This window comes from Kitasatospora sp. NPDC001683 (genome assembly GCF_053596495.1).
The window spans coordinates 58,773-82,233 of record NZ_JBSFGK010000036.1; the positions used below are offsets into that span (position 1 = coordinate 58,773).

Below are 23,461 nucleotides of genomic sequence, written 5' to 3' on the forward strand. Positions count from 1 at the left end.
CACCGCCTCGCACGTCCGTCACCCGCGCACAGGCGATGAGGGCGGGCACGGCCTCCTGATCTCCCAGCTCACCGGCGCCGGGAAACCCGGCACCCCGCGGACGCCAAGATCGTCTGGGCGGAGCAGACCCTACCCGGCGTGGGCGCGTCAGAAGCTGTTTCCGGTCCGCTCGACGGCGAGGTCGAGGAAGTGGGCCGAGCATGAGATGCACGGGTCGTGGTTGCGGATCGCCCGTTCGCACAGGGCTGTCAGCTCGGCGTCGGTGGGGTCACCGTCCCGCAGGCGTTCCTGGACGATGCGGCGCAGATCCTCCTCTATCGCGCCCTGGTTCTGCGCGGTCGGCGGGACCAGGGCGGCGTCGGTGACGGTACCGTCGGCGTCGAGGGCATAGCGGTGATACAGCAGACCCCGCGGCGCCTCGGTCGCACCGTGACCGGTCCCGGCTCGCGCGGGCACGTCCAGGTACGGACGCGGTGCGGGTTCGTAGGCCTCGATGATCCGCAGCGCCTCGTCGACCGCGTAGAGCACCTCGACCGCTCGGACGACGATGCTGCGGAACGGGTTGCGGCAGACGGTGCCCTGCCGGGGGTCGCCGAGTCCGGCGTCCTGAGCGGCCTGCAGGGCGATCGGGGAGAGCCAGCGGCCGCTGACGGCGTAGCGGGCGAGTGAGCCGGTCAGGTGGCGGCGCCCGTCCAGCAGGGAGTGCAGGGCGGTGGAGTGCGGCACCTGGCTCTCGACGACGTGGCCGCCGAACGCGTGCACCCCGAAAGTGCGGGTGGGCAGCGCGCGGTCGGATCCGGGGGGAAGGCCGGCGGTGGTCGGTGCGGGCATGACGGTCGGGGTGCCGGACTCGATGGCGTAGGTGCCGGGCTCGGCCAGGGCGAGCAGGTCGTTGTCGCAGCCGGCGTCGGGGAACTCGAAGCCGGCCACCCAGCGCACCGTTTCCTGCGCGTCATCGCGGGCCCGGCGCAACCGCTCGGCCAGCGGGCGGAGTTCGGTCGTGGTGGGGAGGCGGTGGAAGCCGCCGAGGCGGACGTTGATCGGGTGGATCGCCCGACCGCCGAGCAGCTCCATGATCGCGTTGCCGGCCTGCTTGAGCCTGAGGCCGCGTTCGACGTCGGCGCGCCGGGTGCGGGCCAGATCGATCGCGCTGTCGCAGCCGAGGAAGTCGGGCGCGTGCAGGAGGTGGATGTGCAACGTCTGGCTCTCGATCCACTCGCCGCAGTACAACAGCCTCCGCAGGGCTGCCAGTTGACCGTCCACGACGATGTCACAGGCGTCCTCCACGGCTCGGCAGGCGCTCAGCTGGTAGGCGACCGGGCAGATCCCGCAGACGCGGGAGGTGATGTCGGGCGGCTCGGCGTAGGAGCGTCCGCACAGGAACGCCTCGAAGAAGCGCGGAGGTTCGTAGATCGCCAGCCGCGCCTCGGCAACCTCACCGCTGTCCAGGCGCAGGTACAGCGCGGTCTCGCCCTCGACACGGGCGAGCGATCCGACGTGCAGCACTCTGGAGCCACGGTGGGTCACTGTCCGAGTTCCTTCCGGGAGACCGCGTCGAATTCGGGGGCTGCGGTGTTGAAGGTGCGCAGCACCCGCACGATGTCGAGGGTGTCCATCCCGTCGCGGCGCAGCAGGGGGATGAAGGAGGGGAAGTTGGTCGAGTTGGACGGGCCGAAGCAGCCGTAGCAGCCGCGGCCGTACGCGGGGCAGAGCGCGCCGCACCCGGCGTGGGTGACCGGGCCGAGACAGGGTGTGCCGTGGGCCACCGTGACGCAGGTCGTGCCGCGCTGCTTGCACTCGAAGCAGACGCTGTGCCGGGGCACGTCCGGGTTTCGCCCGGCCAGGTAGGCGGTGATGACCTCCACGAGCTGGCCGCGGTCGATGGGGCAGCCGCGCAGTTCGAAGTCGACGGGAACGTGGGCTTGGATCGGTGTGGAGGTGGCGAGCGTCTCGATGTAGTCCGGTCGGGCGTAGACGACGGCCTGGAACTCGGCGACGTCCGCGTAGTTGCGCAGCGCCTGTACGCCGCCGGCGGTCGCGCAGGCGCCGATGGTCACCAGGCGCCGGGAGACGGCGCGGACGTGCTGGATCCGGTCGACGTCCTGCTGTGTGGTCACCGATCCCTCGACCAGCGACAGGTCGTACGGGCCGGGCGCGGTCGCGCTGGAGGCCTCCAGGAAGTGGGAGATCTCCACTTTCTCGGAGATGGCGAGGAGTTCGTCCTCGCAGTCGAGCAGGGTGAGTTGGCAGCCGTCGCAGGAGGCGAACTTCCACACAGCGAGTCTCGGGCGCGGTCGGGTAACTGACGGCATGTCACAACTCCCTGACCATGAGGAGGGATTGGGCTTGAGTCCAGGTGACGACCGGGCCGTCGCGGCAGAGCAGGAGGGGGCCGAGCTGGCAGTGCCCGCAGTGGGCGGTGGCACAGTGCATGTTCCGTTCCAGTGACACCCTGACGCGGTCCGGGTCGACGCCGCGGTGCACCAGCTCGCCGGCAGTGGCCCGGATCATCGGCTCGGGGCCGCAGATGAACGCCGCCGCCGTCTGCGGGTCGAAGGCCGCCCGGTCGAGCAGGGTCGTGACGACGCCGACCTCGCCCTGCCACTGCGCGTCGGGGCGGTCCACGGTGGTCAGGACCCGGGCGGCCGCCTGCCAGCCGCGCACCTCCTCGGAGTAGAGCAGATCACCGGGCTCGCGTGCGCCGATGAGGACGTTCAGCCGTCCGTACCGCTCGGGTGCGGCGAGCGCGTCGCGCACGAGCGGGCGCAGCGGCGCCAGACCGATGCCTCCGGCCACCACCAGCAGGTCGAGCCCGGCGGCGGCGGACAACTCCCAGCCGGTGCCGAACGGGCCGCGCACGCCGACCGTCTCACCGGGCCGCAGAGCGTGCAGCGCACCGGAGATCGCCCCGACCGTGCGGACGGTGTGCGTCAGCCGGTGCCCGTCGATCGCGCAGACGGACAGCGGGATGTCGCCGACGCCGAACGCGTACACCATTGCGAACTGCCCGGGCGTGAAGGGCTGCAAGGCCGTCTGGACCGGTTCCAGGACGACGGTGGTGGTGTCGGGCGTCTCGGCCTCGCGTCCCGTCACCCGGTACGGCACGGGAACCGTCATCCCGTTTCACCGCCGTCGGCCGGCCCGTACAGGTCGAGCAGGCGGGTGCGGGTGGACTTCAGGCGTCGGGCTATCACCTGTGCGACGCAGTGGGTCACCGCCAGGCCGAACACTGGATCCTCCTCGCACGCGGCGCGCACCCGCTCCGCGTCGAACTCGGACGCCAGCACCGCACTGCGGGTCTGCGCGCCGAGGTGCCAGCGGTACGGCTCGAACAGCCAGGACCAGCCCAGCAGATCGCCCTTGCCGAGGGTCTCCACGACGGCCGCGCGCCGCCCTGGGACGTGGACGTCGAGCGCGACAAGACCGGAGCGGATGATCCAGAACCGGTCGGCGACGCCGTCCTCCTCGAAGATGCGAGTGCCGCCGGCGAAGGAGACGTCTCGGGCGAACGCGACCAGCCGGTCGCGGTGACCGGGTGACAGGGCGCCGAGAAAGCCGTGGCGGACGACGGTCACCGCGAGCCCTCCGTCTGGTCGTCGTCCCGTTCACGGTTCAGCGCGTGGGCCTCCTCGGTGATGTCGATGCCGACCGGGCACCACACGATGCAGCGCCCGCAGCCGACGCACCCGGAGCTGCCGAACTGGTCGAACCAGGTGCCGAGCTTGTGGGTGGCCCACTGCCGGTAGCGGCTGCGTGAGGAGTCGCGGACCGGGCCCGCCTGAAGGTGCGAGAAGTCCCGGTCGAAGCAGGACTCCCAGCGCCGCCACCGCTCGGCGTGATCGCCCGTCAGGTCGGTGACGTCCTCGGCCGTGGTGCAGAAGCAGGTCGGGCAGACCATCGTGCAGTTGCCGCAGGTGAGGCAGCGGGCCGCGACGTCGTCCCACCGCTCGGCGTGCAGCGTCTCGCGCATCAGGATCTGCAGGTCCACCGGCGGCATGGTGCGCCCCATCCGGTCCGCCGCGTCGGCGACCCGCTCGCGGGCAGCGGTTCGGGTGGCGGCGTCAGCGGCCCGTCGTGGCAGCTCGACCAGGACCGACTCGCCCTCTTCGCTGCCGGTCCGCACGAGGAAGCGGTGGCCTTCGGCGTCGAGCACCTCGGTCAGCGCCAGGTCGTAGCCGGGCCCCACGGCCGGTCCGGTGCCCATGGACACGCAGAAGCAGGTGGCGCCCGGTTCGGTGCACTCCACCGCGACCAGGAAGGCCCGCTCACGGCGTCCCCGGTACGCCGGATCGGTGTACATCCCGCCGGTCAGCACCCGGTCCTGCACCGCGATGGCCCGCAGGTCGCAGGGGCGCACCCCGAGGAACGCGTACGACGGCGGCGGCGTCCGGTCCTCGGTCACCACCAGCTCGCGGTCGGCGCCGCGGTCGGCGGTCCACTGCCGCGCCCTCGGCGGGTGCAGGAACGTCTTCCAGGACTGCGGGCCCGCGCTGTGCGCGAACGCGGCGCCGTCCTCACGGGCCCGCAGCCGGTACGTGCCGGCCTCCAGCTCGACCCCCCAACCGTAGGGAAGGTCACTGCCGCCGGACAGCTCGGCCAGCACGATCGCCCCGTCTCGGACCGTCGGCCCCACGACCGTGCGGCCACGGCCGGCGAGGACCGCGATCAGCGCGTCCACCCCGTCCTTGTCGATCACCGCAGTGGCGCCGTCGTCGTCCGCCATCGTCAACCTCCCGGTACCGGTGACGCGTCCCGGCCAGTATGTGCGCGGACCTGCTGCCGGGCACGGGCCGAACGGCCCGGCGTGGTCCAGCTGGCGGTGTCCTTACCCCGTACGGATCCCGCAGGGGCTCGGTACGACTGGCGGACCGGACGGGCGGGAAGGGCGAAGCGCATGAACCTCGCCATGCGGATCACGGTCATCGGTGTCGGGAACGAGTTCCGCCACGACGACGGGGTGGGCTGGGCGGTCGTGGCCCGGCTGGCGGAACGAGCCGAGCAGCGGCCGCTTCCCATCGGGACCGCCCTTCTGGTGTGCGACGGCGACCCCGCCCGGCTGATCACCCTGTGGGAGGCCGCCGACCTCGCCATCGTGGTGGACGCCGCGCACGCTCACCCCGGACATCCCGGTCGGGTACACCGCCTGGACCTGGACAGTGAACGGTTGTGCCCGTCCGGCGGCGCGACGAGTTCCCACGGGCTCGGACTCGGCGAAGCCGTCGAACTCGCCCGCGAGCTGGACCGCCTACCGGGACGGCTCATCGTCTACGCCGTCGAGGGAGCCGACAGCAGCCTGGGCACCGGACTGTCGGCACCGGTCGCAGCCGCTGTCGAACCGCTCACCGAACGGATCGCGGAAGAGATCACGTCGTGCGGCGGTCCTGGCCGCAGCCCACTACGAGACGGGACGCAGGCCGCTTCTTTCCATCCCTGACACCTCATTAGGAGGTGGCCGGTGTGAGCACGCGAGCCTTCCCGTTCGAGGACAGGCAGCGGCGTGGTCGGCGGCCACTGGCGTTAACCCGGCGGGAGTCAGACTCCGGCTCGGCTCGCCGCAGCGCGGCACGCGAAGGGCCAAGAGGTGACGGGGTCGGTGTTCGCTCTCCTGTGGCAGGCTGTGTCGGCGCCCCCGAGGCGGAGCCTGGAGGGGGTGGCGAAATCGGTTTCCCGCATGGGGTGTGTACCTGCTGTCGTCGTGGGTGCGCGTTCGCGGCTGCCGGGGTGCTCCTGCATCCGTGGAGCGCGGCCCTGCCGGGAGCGGATGTCCGGGGGGCAGGAGGAGTGATGGTTGTCCCGTGGTGGTGGGAGTGGACGGCTCCGAGCGGAGTCTGCGTGCTCTGGTGTGGGCCGCGAGCGACGCGGCGCGGCGCGGGTCTCCGTTGCTGATCGCGGACGTGCGTCCGGGCTGGGAGGCCGACTTCCCCTTCTTCCCCCCGGGGCGTTCCCAGGGCCTCAGTCGCCGTGGCGCGGAGATCCTGGCCGAGGTGCTCCGCGACGCGTCCGAGCGGGCGCGCTGCATGGTGCTCGGTGCCCGCGGCGAGGGAGGGCTGGGCAATCTGCTGATGGGCTCCGTCAGCCTGCAGGTCGCCGGCCACGCCGCCGGCCCGGTGGTCGTGGTCGGCTCGATCACCACCGGTCACGGGCGGGTCCTCGTCGGCACCGACGGTTCCGAGCGCTCAACCGCCGCTGTGGAGTTCGCCTTCGAGGAGGCGTCCCTGCGCGGCGACCGGGTCCATGCTCTGGGCTTGGAGCATGCCCACCACGCCGGAACCGTCCGAGGCCGGGCCCTCTCCGGACACGGTGGAAGCCGAGCATCGACGCCAGCTCGATGACCAGCTCGCACCCCTCCGGCATCGGTATCCCGGCGTCGAGGTCGAGACGAACCTGGTGCGCGGGAAACCGGTCGCCGAACTCGTCCGTGCCTCCGGCCGGGCGGACCTCGCCGTGGTCGGCTCGCGCGGCAAGGGCGGCTTCCACGGCCTGGCCCTCGGCTCGGTCAGCCACGGCCTCCTCCACTACGGCATCTGCCCCGTCGCAGTCGTACGCCCGCGGCCCCGACACGCACCACCCTCGTAGCCGCCGCCCCGGCCTGGTACCGGCAGGCTCCGCCGTGCCGCCGGGAACGGTGATCCGGCGCAGCCGCCCGCGCATCCCGTACCGGAGGCCGCTACGTGGGGGACAGCAGTGGCGGTCACCGACCGGCACCTGGCGAACAACGAGCGACACTGTCAACGGCCATGCAGTTCACGGCCGCTGTCACGACACGCCGCCCACTTCGCCGACGATCATCCCCCGCGCCGCCCACAGCAAGGCCTTCCGAACCTGCGCGCAGCCCCCCGCCCGCAGAACTCGGTGCACTCGGCCACGACCGGGAACGCGCTGGCACGCCGCAGCCCGTACACGGAATCGGCGTACGCGCCACCGGTCAGCACCCAGCCCTGGACGGCGACCGCGCGCAGGTCGCAGGGCCGCACGCCGAGGAAGGCGTAGCGCGGCGGCGGGTCGTCGTCCTCGCGGACGGTGACGGTGCCGTTTCGCATGGGCCGGTGGGCCAGACGGCCTTCGGGGCCCACCGGCCTGCGGGTCGGGCCCGACCGGCCCTCCCGGCCGGGTGCTACGACGCGGACGCTGAAGGTGGTCAAGGTGCCGCGCAGAGCCGGTGACGGCGTCGACCGGGGCCGGCGCCGGGGCCGAAGGGGGTCCGCAATGAACGGCTTCGAAACCCGCCGCCCCGTGATCGTGGGCATCGACCGCTCCGAGGCGAGCCGCTGGGCCGTGCGCTGGGCGGCGGACGAGGCCGCGTGGCGGGGTCTGCCGCTGCACCTGCTGCACGCCCAGGAGTGGCCGACCGGCGAGCCCGCGGAGGATTCGGGACGCTGGGCGATCGGCCTCCGGGCCGCCGGCGACGCGCTGCTGGACACCGCCCGGCTGCTGGCCGCCGAGCGGCACCGCGGCCTGGCGATCACGCCCAGGCTTGCCGAGTGCCGGCCGGTCCGGGTGCTGCGCGAGGCCGCCGACGAGGCCGCGCAGCTGGTGCTCGGCATTCGCCGGCTCACCGAGGCGCGCTCGGCACTGCCGATCGGCTCCAAGGGCGCGTCCCTGGTCGGCCACCTGCACTGCCCGATCACGCTCGTCCCCGAGCCGCCCGAGGGCCTCTCCGGGCCTGGCGCCGTCGTGCTCGGGGTGGACGGCTCGGAAGCCTCCCGGGCCGCGATCGCCTTCGCCTTCGAGGAGGCCGCGCTCGCCGGGGCCGACGTGCAGGCCGTGGAAGTCGGGCGCCGCGCCGAAGCCGACCGGCCCAGCCTGATTGAGGAGTCCATGATGGACCTGTCGGAGTCGCTGGCCGGGTGGCAGGAGAAGTACCCGGGCGTCCGGGTCCGGCGCGAGGCCCCGATGCTGGCGGCCGTTGCGACCCGCGCCCGCTGCCTGGTCATCGGCAGCCGGGGCCTCGGCGGCGTCCGCGGCCTGCTGTTCGGCTCCACCGGCCGCGCGCTGGTACACCGCTGCACGGTCCCGATGGTAATCGTCCCGAACAGCACCCCGGCCTGAACACGGAGGTCATCATGAAGACTACGAACGAGGGCCGAGCGTCCACCCGCCCGGCCGACCCCGGCGACCTCGGACGCCGGATCGCCCACCGCCGTACGCAACTGGGTCTCACCCGGGCGCAGACGGCGGAGCGGGGCGGCCTGGACGCGGGGTTCGTCGCGTACCTGGAGACGCACGCCGTCCCGGTCGGCGTCGACCCCCTCACCCGGCTCGCCGACGCGCTCGACACCACGGTCGGCTGCCTGCTCGGCGGCGGCCACGACGTACCGTCCGGGCGGGCCAGGGCCAACGCCCGCGTGCTGCTGGAGGAACTGGACCCGGCCACCTGCTGGGCCAAGCTCGCCCCGGGCGGCGTCGGCCGGGTGTTGCTCACGACACCGCACGGCCTGGTGGCCCTGCCCGTCAACTACCGTGTGCTCGACGCCACCATCCTCTACCGCACCACCGCGGACAGCGACCTCGCCGAGGCCACCGGCCACGAGGTCGCCTTCGAAGTCGACCAGCTCGACGAGGTGTTCGCCACCGGCTGGAGCGTCCTCGTGAACGGCACCGCCGCGATCGTCTCCGACGAGGACGTCGTGCACTGGTTCGAGCAGCACGCCGATCCCCACCCCTGGGCGGGCGGCGACCGGGACACCTGGGTCCGCATCCGGCCCACGGGGATCACTGGCCGCATCATCCGCCCCGAGGGTCCCCCGATCGTGGACTCCGGATACGCGGAGGCCGAATGACGGAGCGGGCGTCGGCCCCCAATACCGGTGCCCATGCTCGGAAAGGGCTCCGTCCGGCCGGTGAAGCTGCGCATCGGGCATGCGGGCGTCGCGGTCGTGCGCACCGAGGGCCGTGAGCAGGATGCCGTCGCACGAGGGTTCCAGGCACAGCCTCGCCGCCGCCTTCGAACGCCCCCACGCCCTGCGCCCCGGGCGGATCGACGTAGATCCGGTCGCCGGTGACCTGTACGCCGTCGACATCCGGTCACACGCGTTGGTGGTCGACCAGCCCGTCCGGGCCGGCGGCAGCGACGCCGCGCCAACTCCGGTCGAGCTGTGCGCCTCCGCGCTCGCCTCCTGCACAGCCCACTACGCCGGCAGCTACCTCGACCGGCACCGCCTCAGCCGCGACGGCCTCCACGTCACCGCCGACTTGGTCGGCATCCTCACTGTCGACGACCCGCTGCGCGACGTCTTCCAACGGCTCTTCGACCTGCTCGTCCCCGTCTCCCACAGCGCCCTGCGGGAGACCGCCACCTGACCCCCGTCGGCCGGGCCCACTCCCCGACGACGGAAGTACCGCAACCCGTATCCGTGACGATGAGGAGCGCGGAGTGGAAGGGCTCGGTGTACGTGGAGTCCAGCCGCCAGCAGGTGAGTTGAAGCCTGGCGATGCGTCGGCAGGTCGCCGCGCCCTTGGGCGTGGCGACGAGGGTGGTGGTGAGGACGCGGGGTCTGTCGAGGGGGTTTTCGGTCGTCATGGAAAAGGCGTGACGGCCCGGACGTACGCTGACCATGGTCCTGCCGAGCACAGAGAGTGCTTGTGCAGGTGCGAATTGCTTTTGTGTAGCTCAATCACAGGTGGGGTGGTCGCCATGGGTGCGACGCGCAGCAACGGGACAGGATCCTGCCGGTCTGCCCGGCGAGGCTCTGGCCGATCTCCTGGGCGGAGGCCAGGTCCCAGGTGCGCACCGTCTTGTCCGCACCGGCTGTGACGACGACCGGCCTGCCTTACAGGGTGGTCGTCGTCACAGCGAGCACTGCTCCGTCACGGCCGCCGAAGACGGGCCGGTGTCTGCCACCGGCTCCACCGAGGTCCCAGGTGCGCACGGTGTGGTCCACTCCGGCGGTGACGGCGACCGGACGTCCGTCCACGGTCGCGGTCGCCACGTCCGACACCTGCGCGGTGTGCCCGTGCAGCGCACCGTCGATCTGCCGTCCCGTGGCCACGTCCCAGACCCGGGCGGTGCGGTCCAGGGCGGCGGTCACCGCCACCACCCGCTCGTTCACCGCCACGGCGGCGGCTGGCTGGGGCACAGGAGGTGGAACATCCTCCGGTGCCTCGCCGGCGTCGAGGCGAACACCGGCCCTGACCTCGCGCTGTCGCACGAGTCCGTGCACAACGGCGTGCACGGCCTCCCCGACCTGTTCGGCCGACTACCGGAGCTCGAGGCGCTGCTCGTCTGACGGTGGACCCGCGTCCGCGCTCGGTACGCGGCGCAAGGCGCGCGTCGATCATGACCGCGGGAGCATGGGGCGATAACGAGATTGGTCTTGGAAACGGCCGATCCGCACGTCATAACGTCGAGGGAGTTCGCACACCAGGTCACAGCGAGGGGAGATCCACCATGGTCACCAACGGAAACAGCAGCAGGTACGTGACGGTCAAGAGGTTCCTCGCCGCCTCGTTGGCCACAGCCGCGATCGGACTCGTGGCCGTGGGCAACGCGGACGCCGGCACCCCGCGAAAGGGCAACGTCGAGATCCTCGACCTCATGGTTCAGAACGACCAGTACCAGGCGGTGGATCTCGGCCCGGCGGGGCCGAGTCTGGGCGACCTGGACGTCTACTCCGGCACCACCGTCAAGGACGGCCGCAGCCTCGGACACGGGGGCGGATCGTGTCAGGTCGTCCAGATCGACGGCGGTGTGATCACGGCCCAGTGCCTGATCACCATGGAGGTCGAGGGCGGCTCCCTGACGCTGCAGTCGCTCTGGACGAAGGGGTCGAGCGCCCCGCTCGACATGGCCATCACGGGCGGCACCGGCTCCTACGCCACCGCGCGCGGCACCGTCCGGTTCTGGGACATCGGCACGCCCAACGAGAGGGCGCGGGCCGAGATCCAGCGCTGATCCCGCAGGCTGGGCCGCCACCCGCCGGCCACGCACGGGAAGTCGGCCCCGCCGACAGTAGATCCCGCAGGTCCTCGTCGGTCACCACTGGGACCAGGACCCGGTAGTCGGCGAGGTAGCCGTGCTCGATCCCCTGCCCGAGGGTCCAGGTGTAGACGGTCGGACCGTAGATCGCCTGTCCGCCGAGACCCGATGGCCCTGCCGGGTCAGCTCGGCGGCCAGGCGCCGGGTCGACTTCGTGGTCCACCGCAGCGGCGGCATCGGGTCGCCCCGCTCGTCCGGCTCTACCAGACCCAGCAGGGCTGGCCACAGTCCCGGGTCCAGGTCCGCCGCCCGTTTGCGGCCTCCGCCGCTTCGGCGTACCCGCCCCAACCGTGCCTGACCCGACTCCAGTTCAGCCACCCCGCGCGACACAGTGCCTTCCCGTGCCCCAGCCGCGCGGGCCACGAGCCTGATCCCGCCATGGCCCAGCGACCGCGCCTCCGCTCCTATCGCCAGACGGCGCTGCCGTTCATCCAGGTGCGGCAGCAGCGACTCGAACTTCGCGGCCAGGGCCGCCTCGATCCCCTCCGGTCTCCCCGTACCACAACAACGAGTCACCGAGAGGAAGCGACGGCTCGTTCTCCGGCAAGCCCTAACTACCCGGCCTTGGGGGACCTTCAGTCCCAACACCGTTGCGTTTAGTGATGGCGACGGGGGCGCAAGTCCGTCTTCCATGACCTGGATGGTGATGTTGAAGGTGTAGGTCTGCGCTTGCTGGGGGTGCTTGCCGGCGTTCGGTCCGTACTTGCTCGTCGGGTTCTTGCGGCTGCGGGCCTTCACGCGCTGGCGGTGTGTTGCGGGCAGCGGGTCGTCCAGGACGGCCCGGCCGATCGCTCCCACGAGGACCACCGGTTCCGGGTTGCGGATGCCGGTGGCGGTGGTGACCTGGTCGGCGGCGGCTTGCAGCAGGACGGTGAAGCTGATGCGTTCCATGGTCAGTGCCGGTTCCGTGGTCACGGCGTCGTCGGCCGCGCGGATCAGGGTCTGGTAGACCGTCAGCAGTGCGTAGACCTCCTGGTCCAGGCCCGGGATGCTGCGAGAGCGCAGGACCCGGCAGTCGAGCATGGTGGCCTTGATCGAGAAATAGGTGGTCTCCACCTGCCACCTGTGGTGGTAGAGCTCGATCAACTCCGTGGCCGGGTAGCGCTCGTGGCCAGCAGGCTGGTGATCAGCCGCCAGGGTTCCCGGCATATGGTGACTTGACCAACCGTCGACCGGCCAAACGCAACGGTGTTGACTTCACCTCGCTTGCAGGCAGCCGGCGCCGCACGACCAAAAGATGCCCGGGTACGGACATCCTGGTGGATGTCCGTACCCGGGCCCGGTCTCTCCGAGGTCAAGGCTTAGCGGGCGTGGCGGCGAACGAGGACCTTGAGGACTTCCCGGGCGTCGCGCCGGCGGTCGGCACTGCGGGCGGCGACGGCCCCGTGTGGCGCTCGGCCGTGCAAGCCCCCCGGTCGCGGGCGGCCATCAGCCCGATCCGGGTAGCCCCGCGCGGACAGCGCCCGCCCTCGCGGATGTCGTACACGGCGTTTCCCGCGCGGATGGCGCGGCGATGTATCCGGACGCCGACCGCACGGAGCCGACCAGGGCTGCAACCGCCAGTCGGCTGCCTTTCCGGGGATTGGCCGCGTGCGCGGGCTGCGCCAAGATGTGCGTCATGACGGATCCAGGGGAAGCGGCGGCCGGCACCGGTGCGACGGGCATGCTCATCAACGGCCGCTATCGGCTGCTCGAACGCCTCGGCCAAGGCGGCATGGGCACGGTGTGGCGGGCCACCGATGAACGGATGCGCCGCCAGGTGGCGCTCAAGGAACCGGTGCTGCCCGACGGCATCGATGACCAGGAGCGCGAGGAGCGCTTGCGGCGGATGGAGCGCGAGGCGCAAGCCGCCGCTGCCCTTCGGCACCCGAATATCGTGCGCATGTACGACATCGAGAGCGTGGACGGCCGCCCCTGGCTGGTGATGGAGCTGATCGAGGGCGAGAGCCTGGAGGCGATCCTGGCCACCGGCACGCTCAGCGTCCCCGAGGCAGCTGAGATCGGCTGCCAGATCGCGGCCGCACTGGCCGCGGTCCACGCCGCCGGGGTGGTGCACCGGGACATCAAGCCGGCCAACATCATGCGGGCCCGCACGGGCGAGACGGTCCTCACCGACTTCGGGATCGCGCAGATCGACGGTGGCACCGACCTGACCCGAACAGGCGTCGTGGTCGGCTCCATCCCCTACCTCTCCCCCGAACGCGCCGCCGGCCAGCGCCCCGGCCCGGCCGCCGACCTGTGGGCGCTCGGCGTGCTCCTGTACGAGGCCGTGGAAGGCGTCCATCCTTACCGCAGGCAGCACTCCCAGAGCACCCTCGCGGCCATCCTCACCGATCCCGTGCCCCAACCACGCCGCACCGGAGCACTCACCGTGCCGATCATGTCGCTGCTGGAGCGCGACCCCGCCCGGCGGCCGAACGCCGCCCAGACCCAGCTGCTGCTGGCCGGGGCGGCGGCAACCGCGCAGTCCACACAACCGGTGCCGACCGTGCTCGACACGCCGGCCGCGACGGCCCTGCTCCCGGCCGCGCTGACCCTACGGCTGCGCGCGGCCGGCGAAGCCGTCACCGCCACCAGGCGGCGCACGGCAGTCGCCCTGGGCGTGGCCGTTGCCGTCATCGCCGGGGCCACGGCCTGGGCCCTGTGGCCCGCCGGCGCCCCGAGCCCGGCGAGCATCCCCGCCGGCTACAAGGCGCAGCAGGTGGCGTCGCTGGGTTTCGCCGTCGCGGTGCCGCAGGACTACGTGGCCTCCATCGGCAGTGACGACGCCGCCTGGGCGAGTCCTGACGGACGCATCCAGATCGACCTGCGCGACGAGGGCAAGAGCACCCAGGACGCCCGGGCGTACGCGCAGAAGCGGCTCGACACCATGAAGGCCGATCACAGCAAGCCGTCGAACTGCGGTGACAGCGACGTGCCGGACCCGTTCTTCACGACGCCCGTCCACGACCCGCAGTCGATGCTGCACGGCGGCGGGGTGAACGCCTCGGTCATCGAGTACGACTACTCGGCCAAGGCGGAGGAGCAGTACCCGTGCATCGCCTCCAGCCCCAATGACAAGGCCATCGAGCAGTACATGATCCACGAGGGCCATGTCCTCCACCTCGCCGTGAACGTCCGCGGGTACTACAAGCAGCAGGCGGACGGCCAGAAGGCCGACTACGCGGTCTACGAGAACGTCAACAACTCGCTGAAGTTCGGTTGACGGGCCCTGTGATGGGACGGGAGCCGTTGTCAAGGTCTGTGGATCGGGCCAGGCTGGGGCGGCTCGGTGGACATCCTGATCTTGTTGTCGTTCTCACCGTGACGAGTGACTTCGTGCAGGCCCAGTCGCCGGTAGGGGGCCTGGGCCCGCTGGTTGACGACGAGGACGTCCAGGGAGGTCCCGGCCCTGCTGGCGGGCCTGGTGCAGGAGGCTGCGGATGAGCCGGCTGCCGATGCCGCGTCCCTGGTGGTCGGGGTGGAGCTCGATCCGCGCCAGGTAGATCTCCGTCGGCCGGTGCTCGACGTGGAGCATGCCGACCTCCGTGCCGTCGGCGGTCAGAGCTGTAGGCGGTGGGCGGAAACGGCGTGGTGGTCTACCGTCCGGTGCGGAAGCAAAGCCAGCGGGCCGGCCGCCCTGGCGCGAACGGTCGGCGCTCTGCCGGAGGTCAGCCGGCGGTGATGCGGGCGAGGGTGGCCTGGAGACGGCGGACGGCGTTCTCGGCTTCGGTGTACTGCTCCAGGGCCGGGGGGACGGTGCCGAAGGCGTGGTCGTCTTCGGCGAGCAGGGCGCGCCAGCGCAGGACGGGGTTCGAGCACGGTGACGGCGCCGGAGAGGAACCAGGCCAGGTGGCCGTGGGTGCGGGCAAGGGCGATTGCGAGGACTGCGACGACTTCCCGCAGGTGTTCCAGCCGGTCCTTCTCCGGCAGCACCTCCTGGGCGTCCGGCGGGCCGACGGCCTCACGCAGCCCGGCCTCGACCTGGACCGCGAGGCCACGGTCGCCCGGGGACAGTTCCCAAGCGCCGTACCCACGACTATCTGCGGCCCGGCATCACCAGTCTGTTCGCCGCGTTCAACATCGCCGACGGCACCGTCATCGGCGAACTGCACCGCCGCCACCGCGCCATCGAGTTCAAGAAGTTCCTGGTCACGATAGACAAGGCCGTGCCCCGCGAGCTCGACGTGCATCTGGTGTGCGACAACTACGCCACGCACAACACATCCGAGATCAGGACGTGGCTGGCCAGGCACCCGCGCTTCCACGTCCACTTCACACCGACCGGCTCCTCCTGGATCAACCAGGTCGAGCGCTGGTTCGGCCTGCTGAGCGACAAGCTCATCCGCCGCGGCGTCCACACCTCCGTCAAGGCCCTGGAAGACGACATCAAGGCGTGGATCGACACCTGGAACGAGGACCCCAGACCGTTCACCTGGACCAAGACCACGGACGAGATCCTCAAGTCCCTCGCGGACTACCTCACCAAGATCAACCCGCCAGACCCCCCAGCAGAGTAGAAATTACCCTCGGGATCTGCGACGCAAGACACTAGACCAAGCGGACGCCCGCCAGGGCAATGTGAGCCGCGAAGCTGGCTCTACGGCTCTGGTCGGCCGAGCCAGGAGACGAACACCTCGTCGGGATCCCACCGGGCGCGGATGTCGTCGAGCCGTCGGAGGTTCTCGTCCGTCACGAACCGGTACGGGCGGTTGACCAGGTTCTCGTCAGCCAGCTGCATGCCGCTGGCATACGGTTCCCACGCTCGCATGTGGTCGGTCACCCAACGCGTGTACCTCGGGTCGTCTGCCCGATCGGCCCAGGCCGCGTACAGGCCGTAGTACAACTCGTCTTCCACCGAGTACGCCATCGACGGGCGTTCGGGCTCCCCCGCGTATCCTCCCCAGTTGAACACCACCATGTGCGACGGAGCCGGTGGCCAAGTCCCCAGCATATCCTCGAAGTTGGGCCACAGGTCGTCGAAGGAGGCGTGGGTCCACATGTTGTCGGCGAGATAGCGCTTGGTCTCGTCGTAGTGCGGATCGGTGCCGACCCGACTCAGAATCGTGGTGTCCGTGACTACGTTGAGCCGGGTCCCGAGCACCCGAGCGCGTGCGGGGCAGGACTCATAGATCGACAGCTGCTCCCTGGCTTCCTCCTCGGCGTCGGTGAAGGCCGTCGCGTTGAGGGCGATGAGCGGTTCGCCTTCGGTCAGCGGGTCGCGGTGGCACATGAGGTTGATCTCCGTCGGCGTCTGACGGCCGATCTCGTGCACGAAGCGGTACACGTCCGGGGCTGCCGAGGCGGGCCAGAAGTAGCCGCTGTTCATCGTGACCGGCCTGCGCGGGTACAGCTTGACGGAGAATCCGGTCACCACGGCGAAGAAGCCGGGACCTGCGCCGCGGGCCGCCCAGAACAGGTCGGCGTGCTGTGTCTCGTCGGCGTGGATCCGCTCGCCGGCCGCCGTGACCACGTCGATGCCGGTGACCGACATGCAGGCCGGACCGTAGTCCCGTCCGGCCCAGGCGAAGCCGCCCTGCAGCAGGTAGCCGCCGATGGAGACACCGGTGCAATGCCCCGTGGGAAAGAAGAGGCCCGCCTTCGCCAGCATCGTGTTGAGCTCTGATCCCTTGATGCCGGGTTGGGCGGTGCCGGTCATCGTCTCCCTGTCGAGCGTCACGTGCCGCAGGTTCGAGAGGTCGATCAGTACCGTGCCGTCGCGCAGGTGCGAACCGGACCAGCTGTGCCCACCGGAACGCACCGCGATCTGCCGGCGTTCCTCTCTGGCGAGTCGCACCGCTGCGACGACATCGTCCTCGTTGTTCGCCAGGACGATCACCTCGGGATAGCGGTTCGGCACCCCGGCGTGCCAGCACGCCTCGCGGCGGTGCATCTCGTAGCGGTACTCACCCCGCCGCAGCACCCTGCCCTCGATCTGGGTCGCCATGCCTTCTCCCTCCGTGCGGCGCGGCTCGTCCACCGAAGGAATGCCACGCCCCGCAGCTGTCTCCCGGACTTCCTCCGCGCACCGGCACCACGTCCTGGGAGTAGTGGGTCAGGCAGCGGTACCGAGGGGTCGACCATGCCCTGCCGGTGAGCGGCCTCGGCGACTTCGGGACGGCGGCTGTGCGAGTGCGGCCGAATCCCTCCGTGCTGGGCCGCCTATCTCCTGCGCTCGTACTCCTCGAACAGGGCGGGCAGGAACGAGGCGAGGTGGTTCATCTCCTGAGAGCAGTGCACGACCATGGCGCGGGCCTGGCCTTCTCCCAGGCGCCTCACACCTTCGGCAGCCGCTTCGAGCTCGCTCCCGAGGCGGGCTCCTGCGCGGGTGGCGACGTGGCCGCCGCCCATCCAGAAGCGGGAACGCATTTCAGCGCCGTCCCTGACCCGGCGCACGTAGTGGACCAACCAGCCCCAGTCGAGCGGGACCTGTGACATCCCGACCGTCGCGCAGATCGCGGTCGCCTCGTCCGGCGCAAGCCCGTCCTCGTCGAATCCGAGTCTGCCGGGATGGACGAAGCGAATGGCGAGCCGGCCCAGCACGTTTCCGACGTACTCGTCGACGAAGGACGTGCCGCTGAGGTACCTCGCACGGTACGGAGTGCTGCGGTCCACCGCGTCTCCGTGCCATTGCGCGTACAGGTGGGCACGTGGGTACCACAGCTTGTACCGCTGGGTCTCGGTGGCGTGCCACCCGAACCACCAGTCCACCATGGCCGGGGAAGCCCCTGGCATGCGGGTCAGCGCGGCGACGTACATGGAACCGTCGTCCAGGAGGCTGTACCCGTTCTCGAACTCCTGGTAGCCGGCGTCGCTCAGCCTCCCCGCGTCATCAAGGCTCAGACACAGCGGGGGTGCCTGCGGGCCGAGGGTGATCGCATCCCGGACGTGCCCCGGCAACGGCGCCATCACCGGATTCCAGTACTTCGCATACCATTTGCCGTCGAGTTCGCCGGCCCGCATGCCCAGGTGGGGCCGCCTCGTGGGATCTGGACGCGGTTCCTTCGCCTCAGCCATACGGCACCTCCCTCGACCCAAGGCACCGGCCCGTCACGGTGGCCGTCCCAAACCTGGGCGGCCGGCCGGCGGACACCGCCCTCGTCCCCTCCGAACCGTTCCCGGAGGTGTGGAGGCGGAAGTAGCCGACGCCCTGTCCGCTGCCGGCCCCGGAGCCTGTCGGCGATCGAGTTCAGTGGGTCTGTGCTCTCTGCGATCTTACGCAGATCGGTCGACCCGCTCCTCGCCGGAGGTCAGCGCTGTAAGCCGTTCGAGTGACCTTGCTGTGCTCACCGCCAGCGTCTTCACCGCGGACAACAGCCGCCGACCAGCGGTAGCACGTCGATACCCGCGCACACCAGGCCCGCGACCTGCAACTTCACGATGTACATCACTCATTGAGGAGCGCACCGGCTGGCAGCCGGCCAGCCTGCTCCACGGACTGGGGACGGCTCGAGTCGGTTCAGGCAGTCCGGTTGGGTCTGTGGGCCACTGCACAACACCGTGCTGGTGGTGCAGACGCGTTTAGGGGTTTCGTCCGACCTGGGCAGACAAACGGGCAGCACGAAGCGCGTCCCAAGTCTCCCGAACGCGACGTCCGATTGCGGCCAGCAGCGTCCGCCCACCTCGGGCAGAGTCGCTGACGCGGCTCGCGCTCCTGATCGCGAGTCCACGCGACTCATATTCTGCGAAGGGTGAACCAATGCACGTCGTTCCCGGCCTCAAGGTGCTGTACTTCGGCACTCCGGTGGTGTTGATCAGCTCACGCAACGAGGACGGCACCGCGAACCTCGCGCCGATGTCCTCGGCATGGTGGCTGGGCCAGACCTGCATGCTCGGTCTCGGCAACAGCAGCCAGACGACCGCGAACCTGCTCCGTGAAGGCGAATGCGTGCTCAACCTGCCCTCCTCGGCGATGGTCGATGCTGTGGACCGCATCGCGCTCACCACCGGGAAGGCAGCCGTGCCGGACTTCAAGGCCAAGCAGGGCTACCGGTACGAGCCGGACAAGTTCGCGGCCGCGCAGCTGACCGAGCAGGCATCGGAGCTGGTCCGGGCGCCCCGGGTCGCGGAATGCCCGATCCAGCTCGAGTGCCGTCTCGTCTCGTCCCACCCCCTCGGCTCCCCCGCCACTCACGCCACCGCCTTCCAGGTCGAGGTCCTTCGCGCCCACGTCGCGGAGGAACTGGTCATCCCGGGGACGCACCACGTGGACCCGCTCGGCTGGGACCCACTGATCATGAAGTTCTGCGAGTTTTTCGGCGGTGGGCACAATGTTCATCCGTCGAGGCTCGCCGCAGGCTGGAACATGCCTCACCAGCTCCAGCCAGAAGCCGTGTGAGCTGATGCGTGGACCATGCGCCCCCTCCGCAGCCCTGCTGGGAAAAGTCGATCACGTTCTGACAACCTGCCAGGATATACCCATGAAGAATGACAACACCTCAGGTGCGACCAGCGTCGAGCAGTCACCGATCTCTCGCGTGGTGCTGATGGACACAGCGCTCCTGAAAGCCAAGGCGACGAGCCGGGTGGAGGCCCGCAGGATCAGCCTCGCCCCCGGGTTCGCTGCCGGCTACCACGTGCACAACGGCCCGGTCTTCGGCAGCGTCCTGGAGGGCTCAGTGATCCTCCAGGTCGAGGGAGAGCCAGAGTCACTGCTCAAGCCGGGCGACCCGTTCTACGAGCCCGAGGGCGTTCCGGTCCGATTCGACGCCACCGATGAGGGCGCCACGTTCCTGGCCTTTTTCCTCCTGGAGGTCGGCCAGGAACCGGAGATCTCGATGCTAGCCGGGTAGCCGACGGCACCCTCTGGGCATTCGAACCGCCCGACGAGAAGTTCGGGGCCGAGAACGCCCAGGTCGAGGAGGTCTGATTCCTCGGAAGGCCGCGTCCGCGAAGCGCCGAGTCGGCCAGCGCGAGGTGGACCCGGTTGACGTTGAGGTATCTGGGGAGGTTGCTACGGCTTCGACCGCACGGCCGGCGCGGGCATGTCCAGGGCCGCAGCGAGGGCGGCGGTGACGGGGGCGGCGTGGTCGGGCAGGTTTCGGGCGGCCCAGGCCGCGGCCAGCGCGAGGAAGTCGGCCAGGTCGCGCTCCGCGGCGGCGAGCAGACGGCGCAGCTCGGTGACGGGCAGCTCGATCGCCGGGCTGTCGTCCTCCTCGGCGTCGACGGTCAATCGCACCCAGTAACCGTGGCGTTCCGCGAGCGGGGTGGGGGTGTGGCCGAAGGAGGCCCGGCCGTTGCCGTCGACGACCTCAAGCCAACTGCGCCACTCTGCCAGCCCGCTGCAGCAGCCTGGCAGCAGGGTGGTGCCGGTGGCGGTGTCGGTGACCTGTAGACCGCCGGAGGCGTAGGTGCCGTCCATGGTGAGCAGTCCGTGGAGGAACGCTCCGAGCGGGTCGGCGGGCCGCGGCGGGCGGCCGTCGACCTCGGGATCGATGTCGTTGCACTCGGCGATACGCATCACGGCCGTGCCGACCTCGGCCGGGCCGAGCGCGCTGCTGAGCGGCAGAAGACAGTACGCCTCGGACTCGGCGACAGGCCAGAGGGTGAAGTTGTCCTGGGCGTAGACCTCGAGGACGGGCTGCAAAACGATCACCCGGGGAGTCTGCCGCATGTCCGCCTCCACCGCTTCCCCGATCACCGCGCGACCACGACCACCGGGAGACGTCCGCGAGCACCCGTCAGAGCCTTGTCCAGCCCGACGGTAGCGACGACCAGGCCGACGCCGTCGATCCATCGCAGCCGCAGCCGTCCCGGCTGGGACGGATCGCGGTCCGACGCGGGTCTGCGAACCCGAACGGTTCGACCACCGCGCTGCGGGCCGATGTCCTCGGCGCGCTCGGCGTCCTCGAGGTCGCCACCGCCGACCAGCTCCAGCGCCTGCTGCGCCCGGGGGCGGCGTCGAACAGGGCGATCCGGCAGGCGCTCGGCGATCTCGCGTCGCACGGCGTGGTCGCTTCCGACGGGAACACCGAGGACCGGCACAAGACGTGGCGGCTGGAGGGCGCCGCGGGGCTGGAGGCGACCTGGCAGGTGCTCGGCCTGTCCCGCTCGGGGATGGCTCCACGGCCCGGGGTGCCGGGCGCCTCCGCTGCTCAGCACGCGATGGCGGTCAACGAGACGATCGCCGCGTTCGTCCTCGGCGGCAGCGCGCCGGGGGCCGCGGGCGGGGTGGGCACGGTGCGGTCCTGATCGACCGAGGTGGAGTTCCTGCTGCCGGGCGGCCGGCGCAAGGTGCGGCGAGATGCGGTGTGGCAGGCTCCGGAGATCGGGGTGCCAGTGCTGATGGTCGAGGTCGACCGCTCCACCACGGCTCCGGCCGACGTCGCCGCGAAGTTCCCCCGGTACCGCGAGCTGTTCGGCACCGAGGTCCGACAACGGCCGACGAGGAGCCGGCCGGCCGGACGGCGCACTGGTGGCGCCGGACCTGGCCCCGCCACACCCGCGCCGGGCACCCGCCCGTCGCCCTGGTCGTCATCGATGCCGGACCGGTCGCCCTGGCCAACCGGCAGGAGGCCGTCGCGGACCTGTCGGCGGAGTGCTGGCGCGGGCAGTGGCGCACGGTGCCCCGGGACGACAACGACGGGGACGGCTGGCGCGAGTACGACGACGCCGTACCGGTCATCGCGACCACGCTGGACCTGCTGACCGAGCACGGGCCGCTCGGGCCGGTGTGGTGGCGCTTCGGCCGCCGCGACCGGCACTCCCTGCTCGACGCGCTGGACAACCCGGACAACCGCGCCGTCTACGACCAGCGCCAGAAGGAGAGGGAGAAGAAGGCCCGCCGGGCTCACCGTGAGCTGATGCGGACCTTGGCCTGCGCTGACTGCGGCCGGGCCCCGAACCGGGCGGCCGCTGCTGGCCCTGCCACGAGAAGCACCGCCAGCGGCAGGAGGAGGAGGCCAAGGCCCAGATGCGGTTGGAGGGCGGCCCGCGCGGCCAACGCGCAGCTGCGCCCGTGTTGGACGTGCCGGGGCTCGATCGGCGGGAAGACCGGCTCGAAGTTGCAGCTGACCGAGAAGGCGGGCCCGGACCCGCCAAGCTGGACGAGCTGTGGCGCCTGGAGCCGGACTGGAACAGGTCGTACCGGAAGTCCTACTGCCCGCGCCTTTGCGCGGGAGTCGATGAACACGTGAGGCCCAAGGAAAAAGAGAGCGGCCCGCCTGTACCGGGGGTTCCGGAACGGGCGAGCCGATGTGAAGGGGGAATCAGCTGAGCTGGGTCGGCACCGGTTGGGCCTTGTCGAGCGATGTCACCCCGGCAGGAGAGAGCGCCTGGCCGAAGAGTTGCACGTCGCTGATCCGGCCGGCCGCGCACTCGCCGTAGGTGCCCTGGTAGAGGCGGCGGCCGAGCTGCAGCGGTCCGGTGGCGTTCCAGACGGTTCCGGCGTAGTCGGCGGTGCCGGCGGCCGTCCCGTTGACGTACAGCCGCAGTTGCTGGTGGTCGGCGTCGTACACCCCGACCAGGTGGTACCAGGTGTTCACCTTGGGGCTCAGGGGGCCGTCGCCCGGTCCGTAGGCGCTGGTGAAGGTGCCGGTGGTGTCGTCCGCGTGTGCGTGGCCGATCGCGAAGGCGTGCGCCCAGTTGGAGTAGTAGAGCTGAAGGCCGTTGGCGTCGGTTCCCGACTGGGAGACGAAGGTGGAGTTGTTCTTCAGGTCGGACAGCTTGACCCAGGCCGAGACGGTGTAGCTGGCACCGGTGTTGACCATCGGGCCGGTGGTGGCGGCGTAGGCCGAGCTGCCGTTCAGCGTGAGCGTGCCGCCCTGGCCGGGGTCGGCCGCAGTGGTGGCGCCGCCGTTGAGCGTCAGGTTGCCGGCCGGGCGGACGCTGTCGACAGGGACCGCCAGCTGTCCCACCAACCCGAGGCAGAAGCACACCGAAGCACAAAGCCTCGCGCGTTCCTGACCTGATGACGGAGCCCCTCAAGCCGAGGGCGAGGTGCCACCGGTCTCCTGGTGGAGCCTGGTCAGCTTGGCCAGGCCCGCCGATCTGCTGCGGCGGCTGTGGGCCGGTTCGGCGGCCGGGCGGCGGCGGGCGGGTTAGACGACGTCGAAGTTCGCCATCATCGCCATGTCCTCGTGTTCGAGGTTGTGGCAGTGCAGCATGTACCGGCCCCGGTACCCGCGGAAGCGGACCAGGACCTCGACCACCTCGTAGGGGCGGACGTCGACGGTGTCCTTCCAGCCCGCATCCGTGGCGGCCCGTGGTTTGCCGCCACGCGTGAGGACCTGGAACTGGGCGAGGTGCAGGTGGACGGGGTGGTGGAAGTCGCTGCTCAGGCGCCAGAGTTCGACGGTGTCCAGGCGCGGGGTGGCCCAGGTGTCGGTGGTGGTGAACGGGCGGCCGTTGATCGTCCACATCGCCTGATCGTCGCCGGCCTCGGTGCGGCGGAAGTCGAAGTGCCTCACCGCCTCCGCCTGGTCGCGCCCGAGCGGCTGGGCCGGGGCGGCGAGACGGGTCGGGACCGCGCTGTCGTCCTTCGCCTGGCGCGTGACACGGAACTGCAGC

The 23,461-nt window shown here is 70.9% G+C and carries 27 protein-coding genes and 3 pseudogenes; 13 read left to right on the forward strand and 17 right to left on the reverse strand.

Annotated elements, in window-relative coordinates; all coding sequences use genetic code 11:
• Window positions 1-147 precede the first annotated feature (147 nt).
• Genes ACWCYO_RS20755 through ACWCYO_RS20775 form a run of 5 tightly spaced genes read right to left on the reverse strand, consistent with a single transcriptional unit; the run spans window position 148 to window position 4,723 of the window.
• Entirely contained in the window at window positions 148-1,527 is a 1,380-nt protein-coding gene (locus ACWCYO_RS20755) for a Ni/Fe hydrogenase subunit alpha (RefSeq protein WP_449785033.1), read from the reverse strand.
• On the reverse strand, window positions 1,524-2,312 hold the full coding sequence (locus ACWCYO_RS20760) for an NADH-quinone oxidoreductase subunit B family protein (protein ID WP_449785034.1): 789 nt from the start codon (window positions 2,310-2,312) through the stop codon (window positions 1,524-1,526). Before ACWCYO_RS20760 ends, ACWCYO_RS20755 begins: the two co-directional genes overlap by 4 nt.
• Before the next feature lies 1 nt (window position 2,313).
• Window positions 2,314-3,117 (reverse strand): FAD/NAD(P)-binding protein, encoded by an 804-nt coding sequence (locus ACWCYO_RS20765; protein WP_449785035.1) that lies wholly within the window; start codon window positions 3,115-3,117, stop codon window positions 2,314-2,316.
• Window positions 3,114-3,575, reverse strand: coding sequence for a cyclic nucleotide-binding domain-containing protein (locus tag ACWCYO_RS20770; RefSeq protein ID WP_270140025.1), 462 nt, complete (start codon window positions 3,573-3,575; stop codon window positions 3,114-3,116). Before ACWCYO_RS20770 ends, ACWCYO_RS20765 begins: the two co-directional genes overlap by 4 nt.
• Window positions 3,572-4,723, reverse strand: a complete 1,152-nt coding sequence (locus tag ACWCYO_RS20775) for a 4Fe-4S dicluster domain-containing protein (RefSeq protein ID WP_449785036.1) — start codon at window positions 4,721-4,723, stop codon at window positions 3,572-3,574. Before ACWCYO_RS20775 ends, ACWCYO_RS20770 begins: the two co-directional genes overlap by 4 nt.
• 171 nt (window positions 4,724-4,894) lie before the next feature.
• Here ACWCYO_RS20775 and ACWCYO_RS20780 point away from each other — a divergent pair, with 171 nt between their 5' ends.
• From ACWCYO_RS20780 to ACWCYO_RS20790, 3 genes are all read left to right on the forward strand, one after another.
• Entirely contained in the window at window positions 4,895-5,434 is a 540-nt protein-coding gene (locus tag ACWCYO_RS20780) for a hydrogenase maturation protease (RefSeq protein ID WP_449785037.1), read from the forward strand.
• A gap of 361 nt (window positions 5,435-5,795) precedes the next feature.
• Window positions 5,796-6,332: a universal stress protein gene (locus ACWCYO_RS20785; protein WP_449785038.1), complete on the forward strand. Its 537-nt coding sequence runs from the start codon at window positions 5,796-5,798 to the stop codon at window positions 6,330-6,332.
• The gene (locus ACWCYO_RS20790; RefSeq protein WP_449785039.1) at window positions 6,253-6,576 is read left to right on the forward strand and encodes a universal stress protein; all 324 of its coding nucleotides are present in this window, start codon (window positions 6,253-6,255) and stop codon (window positions 6,574-6,576) included. The genes ACWCYO_RS20785 and ACWCYO_RS20790 overlap by 80 nt, the downstream gene beginning before the upstream one ends.
• 209 nt (window positions 6,577-6,785) lie before the next feature.
• Here the strand turns inward: ACWCYO_RS20790 and ACWCYO_RS20795 are convergent, their stop codons facing one another.
• Window positions 6,786-7,040: a hypothetical protein gene (locus ACWCYO_RS20795; RefSeq protein ID WP_449785040.1), complete on the reverse strand. Its 255-nt coding sequence runs from the start codon at window positions 7,038-7,040 to the stop codon at window positions 6,786-6,788.
• Window positions 7,041-7,206: 166 nt separating this feature from the next.
• Here ACWCYO_RS20795 and ACWCYO_RS20800 point away from each other — a divergent pair, with 166 nt between their 5' ends.
• From ACWCYO_RS20800 to ACWCYO_RS20810, 3 genes are all read left to right on the forward strand, one after another.
• Window positions 7,207-8,049: a universal stress protein gene (locus ACWCYO_RS20800; protein WP_449785041.1), complete on the forward strand. Its 843-nt coding sequence runs from the start codon at window positions 7,207-7,209 to the stop codon at window positions 8,047-8,049.
• Between the two features lie 14 nt (window positions 8,050-8,063).
• The gene (locus ACWCYO_RS20805) at window positions 8,064-8,780 is read left to right on the forward strand and encodes a helix-turn-helix domain-containing protein (RefSeq protein ID WP_270140038.1); all 717 of its coding nucleotides are present in this window, start codon (window positions 8,064-8,066) and stop codon (window positions 8,778-8,780) included.
• Window positions 8,781-8,901: 121 nt separating this feature from the next.
• A complete protein-coding gene (locus tag ACWCYO_RS20810; RefSeq protein ID WP_270150741.1) occupies window positions 8,902-9,300 on the forward strand; it encodes an OsmC family protein in 399 nt (132 codons plus the stop codon).
• Between the two features lie 470 nt (window positions 9,301-9,770).
• On the opposite strand, the gene ACWCYO_RS20815 is transcribed toward ACWCYO_RS20810, so the two are convergent.
• Window positions 9,771-10,076: a hypothetical protein gene (locus ACWCYO_RS20815; protein WP_449785042.1), complete on the reverse strand. Its 306-nt coding sequence runs from the start codon at window positions 10,074-10,076 to the stop codon at window positions 9,771-9,773.
• Window positions 10,077-10,387: 311 nt separating this feature from the next.
• Here ACWCYO_RS20815 and ACWCYO_RS20820 point away from each other — a divergent pair, with 311 nt between their 5' ends.
• Window positions 10,388-10,891: an allene oxide cyclase barrel-like domain-containing protein gene (locus ACWCYO_RS20820; RefSeq protein WP_449785043.1), complete on the forward strand. Its 504-nt coding sequence runs from the start codon at window positions 10,388-10,390 to the stop codon at window positions 10,889-10,891.
• Between the two features lie 177 nt (window positions 10,892-11,068).
• On the opposite strand, the pseudogene ACWCYO_RS20825 reads toward ACWCYO_RS20820, so the two are convergent.
• Window positions 11,069-11,455 (reverse strand): annotated as a pseudogene (locus tag ACWCYO_RS20825) (ISAzo13-like element transposase-related protein); the annotation flags it as partial.
• Window positions 11,456-11,932: 477 nt separating this feature from the next.
• A pseudogene (locus tag ACWCYO_RS20830) lies at window positions 11,933-12,124 on the reverse strand (transposase); the annotation flags it as partial.
• 469 nt (window positions 12,125-12,593) lie between these two features.
• On the opposite strand from ACWCYO_RS20830, the gene ACWCYO_RS20835 reads away from it, so the two are divergent.
• On the forward strand, window positions 12,594-14,180 hold the full coding sequence (locus tag ACWCYO_RS20835) for a serine/threonine-protein kinase (RefSeq protein ID WP_449785044.1): 1,587 nt from the start codon (window positions 12,594-12,596) through the stop codon (window positions 14,178-14,180).
• Window positions 14,181-14,273: 93 nt separating this feature from the next.
• Here the strand turns inward: ACWCYO_RS20835 and ACWCYO_RS20840 are convergent, their stop codons facing one another.
• On the reverse strand, window positions 14,274-14,519 hold the full coding sequence (locus ACWCYO_RS20840; protein ID WP_449785059.1) for a GNAT family N-acetyltransferase: 246 nt from the start codon (window positions 14,517-14,519) through the stop codon (window positions 14,274-14,276).
• 106 nt (window positions 14,520-14,625) lie between these two features.
• Window positions 14,626-14,826, reverse strand: a complete 201-nt coding sequence (locus ACWCYO_RS20845) for a hypothetical protein (RefSeq protein WP_449785045.1) — start codon at window positions 14,824-14,826, stop codon at window positions 14,626-14,628.
• 144 nt (window positions 14,827-14,970) lie between these two features.
• Between ACWCYO_RS20845 and ACWCYO_RS20850 the strand changes: the two are divergent.
• Window positions 14,971-15,474: pseudogene (locus ACWCYO_RS20850) on the forward strand (IS630 family transposase); the annotation flags it as partial.
• Between the two features lie 80 nt (window positions 15,475-15,554).
• Here the strand turns inward: ACWCYO_RS20850 and ACWCYO_RS20855 are convergent.
• A complete protein-coding gene (locus ACWCYO_RS20855) occupies window positions 15,555-16,901 on the reverse strand; it encodes an FAD-binding oxidoreductase (protein WP_449785046.1) in 1,347 nt (448 codons plus the stop codon).
• Window positions 16,902-17,116: 215 nt separating this feature from the next.
• Window positions 17,117-17,971: a DAPG hydrolase family protein gene (locus tag ACWCYO_RS20860; protein ID WP_449785047.1), complete on the reverse strand. Its 855-nt coding sequence runs from the start codon at window positions 17,969-17,971 to the stop codon at window positions 17,117-17,119.
• Window positions 17,972-18,653: 682 nt separating this feature from the next.
• On the opposite strand from ACWCYO_RS20860, the gene ACWCYO_RS20865 reads away from it, so the two are divergent.
• The gene (locus ACWCYO_RS20865) at window positions 18,654-19,292 is read left to right on the forward strand and encodes a flavin reductase family protein (protein ID WP_449785048.1); all 639 of its coding nucleotides are present in this window, start codon (window positions 18,654-18,656) and stop codon (window positions 19,290-19,292) included.
• Window positions 19,293-19,374: 82 nt separating this feature from the next.
• Window positions 19,375-19,746, forward strand: a complete 372-nt coding sequence (locus ACWCYO_RS20870; protein WP_449785049.1) for a cupin domain-containing protein — start codon at window positions 19,375-19,377, stop codon at window positions 19,744-19,746.
• A 161-nt stretch (window positions 19,747-19,907) separates the two neighbouring features.
• Here ACWCYO_RS20870 and ACWCYO_RS20875 read toward each other — a convergent pair whose 3' ends face one another.
• Together ACWCYO_RS20875 and ACWCYO_RS20880 are read right to left on the reverse strand one after the other, a co-directional pair.
• The gene (locus ACWCYO_RS20875) at window positions 19,908-20,549 is read right to left on the reverse strand and encodes a hypothetical protein (protein ID WP_449785050.1); all 642 of its coding nucleotides are present in this window, start codon (window positions 20,547-20,549) and stop codon (window positions 19,908-19,910) included.
• A 41-nt stretch (window positions 20,550-20,590) separates the two neighbouring features.
• A complete protein-coding gene (locus ACWCYO_RS20880) occupies window positions 20,591-20,899 on the reverse strand; it encodes a hypothetical protein (RefSeq protein WP_449785051.1) in 309 nt (102 codons plus the stop codon).
• Here ACWCYO_RS20880 and ACWCYO_RS20885 point away from each other — a divergent pair.
• Both ACWCYO_RS20885 and ACWCYO_RS20890 read left to right on the forward strand, forming a co-directional pair.
• A complete protein-coding gene (locus tag ACWCYO_RS20885; protein ID WP_449785060.1) occupies window positions 20,837-21,145 on the forward strand; it encodes a hypothetical protein in 309 nt (102 codons plus the stop codon). The two genes, ACWCYO_RS20880 and ACWCYO_RS20885, sit on opposite strands and share 63 nt — an antisense overlap.
• Window positions 21,146-21,516: 371 nt before the next feature.
• Window positions 21,517-22,089: a hypothetical protein gene (locus ACWCYO_RS20890; RefSeq protein WP_449785052.1), complete on the forward strand. Its 573-nt coding sequence runs from the start codon at window positions 21,517-21,519 to the stop codon at window positions 22,087-22,089.
• Window positions 22,090-22,161: 72 nt separating this feature from the next.
• Here the strand turns inward: ACWCYO_RS20890 and ACWCYO_RS20895 are convergent, their stop codons facing one another.
• Together ACWCYO_RS20895 and ACWCYO_RS20900 are read right to left on the reverse strand one after the other, a co-directional pair.
• Window positions 22,162-22,809, reverse strand: coding sequence for a LamG domain-containing protein (locus ACWCYO_RS20895; protein ID WP_449785053.1), 648 nt, complete (start codon window positions 22,807-22,809; stop codon window positions 22,162-22,164).
• Window positions 22,810-22,992: 183 nt separating this feature from the next.
• Window positions 22,993-23,461, reverse strand: a 469-nt coding sequence (locus tag ACWCYO_RS20900) for a multicopper oxidase domain-containing protein (RefSeq protein ID WP_449785054.1), incomplete at its 5' end; no start/stop codon positions are given.

Coding starts and splice junctions, on each gene's coding strand:
- ACWCYO_RS20865 (WP_449785048.1), top strand. CDS start 18,654: ATGCACGTCGTTCCCGGCCTCAAGGTGCTGTACTTCGGCACTCCGGTG.
- ACWCYO_RS20805 (WP_270140038.1), top strand. CDS start 8,064: ATGAAGACTACGAACGAGGGCCGAGCGTCCACCCGCCCGGCCGACCCC.
- ACWCYO_RS20855 (WP_449785046.1), bottom strand. CDS start 16,901: ATGGCGACCCAGATCGAGGGCAGGGTGCTGCGGCGGGGTGAGTACCGC.
- ACWCYO_RS20760 (WP_449785034.1), bottom strand. CDS start 2,312: ATGCCGTCAGTTACCCGACCGCGCCCGAGACTCGCTGTGTGGAAGTTC.
- ACWCYO_RS20775 (WP_449785036.1), bottom strand. CDS start 4,723: ATGGCGGACGACGACGGCGCCACTGCGGTGATCGACAAGGACGGGGTG.
- ACWCYO_RS20795 (WP_449785040.1), bottom strand. CDS start 7,040: ATGCGAAACGGCACCGTCACCGTCCGCGAGGACGACGACCCGCCGCCG.
- ACWCYO_RS20780 (WP_449785037.1), top strand. CDS start 4,895: ATGAACCTCGCCATGCGGATCACGGTCATCGGTGTCGGGAACGAGTTC.
- ACWCYO_RS20860 (WP_449785047.1), bottom strand. CDS start 17,971: ATGGCTGAGGCGAAGGAACCGCGTCCAGATCCCACGAGGCGGCCCCAC.
- ACWCYO_RS20835 (WP_449785044.1), top strand. CDS start 12,594: ATGACGGATCCAGGGGAAGCGGCGGCCGGCACCGGTGCGACGGGCATG.
- ACWCYO_RS20790 (WP_449785039.1), top strand. CDS start 6,253: ATGCCCACCACGCCGGAACCGTCCGAGGCCGGGCCCTCTCCGGACACG.
- ACWCYO_RS20810 (WP_270150741.1), top strand. CDS start 8,902: ATGCCGTCGCACGAGGGTTCCAGGCACAGCCTCGCCGCCGCCTTCGAA.
- ACWCYO_RS20820 (WP_449785043.1), top strand. CDS start 10,388: ATGGTCACCAACGGAAACAGCAGCAGGTACGTGACGGTCAAGAGGTTC.
- ACWCYO_RS20870 (WP_449785049.1), top strand. CDS start 19,375: ATGAAGAATGACAACACCTCAGGTGCGACCAGCGTCGAGCAGTCACCG.
- ACWCYO_RS20765 (WP_449785035.1), bottom strand. CDS start 3,117: ATGACGGTTCCCGTGCCGTACCGGGTGACGGGACGCGAGGCCGAGACG.
- ACWCYO_RS20800 (WP_449785041.1), top strand. CDS start 7,207: ATGAACGGCTTCGAAACCCGCCGCCCCGTGATCGTGGGCATCGACCGC.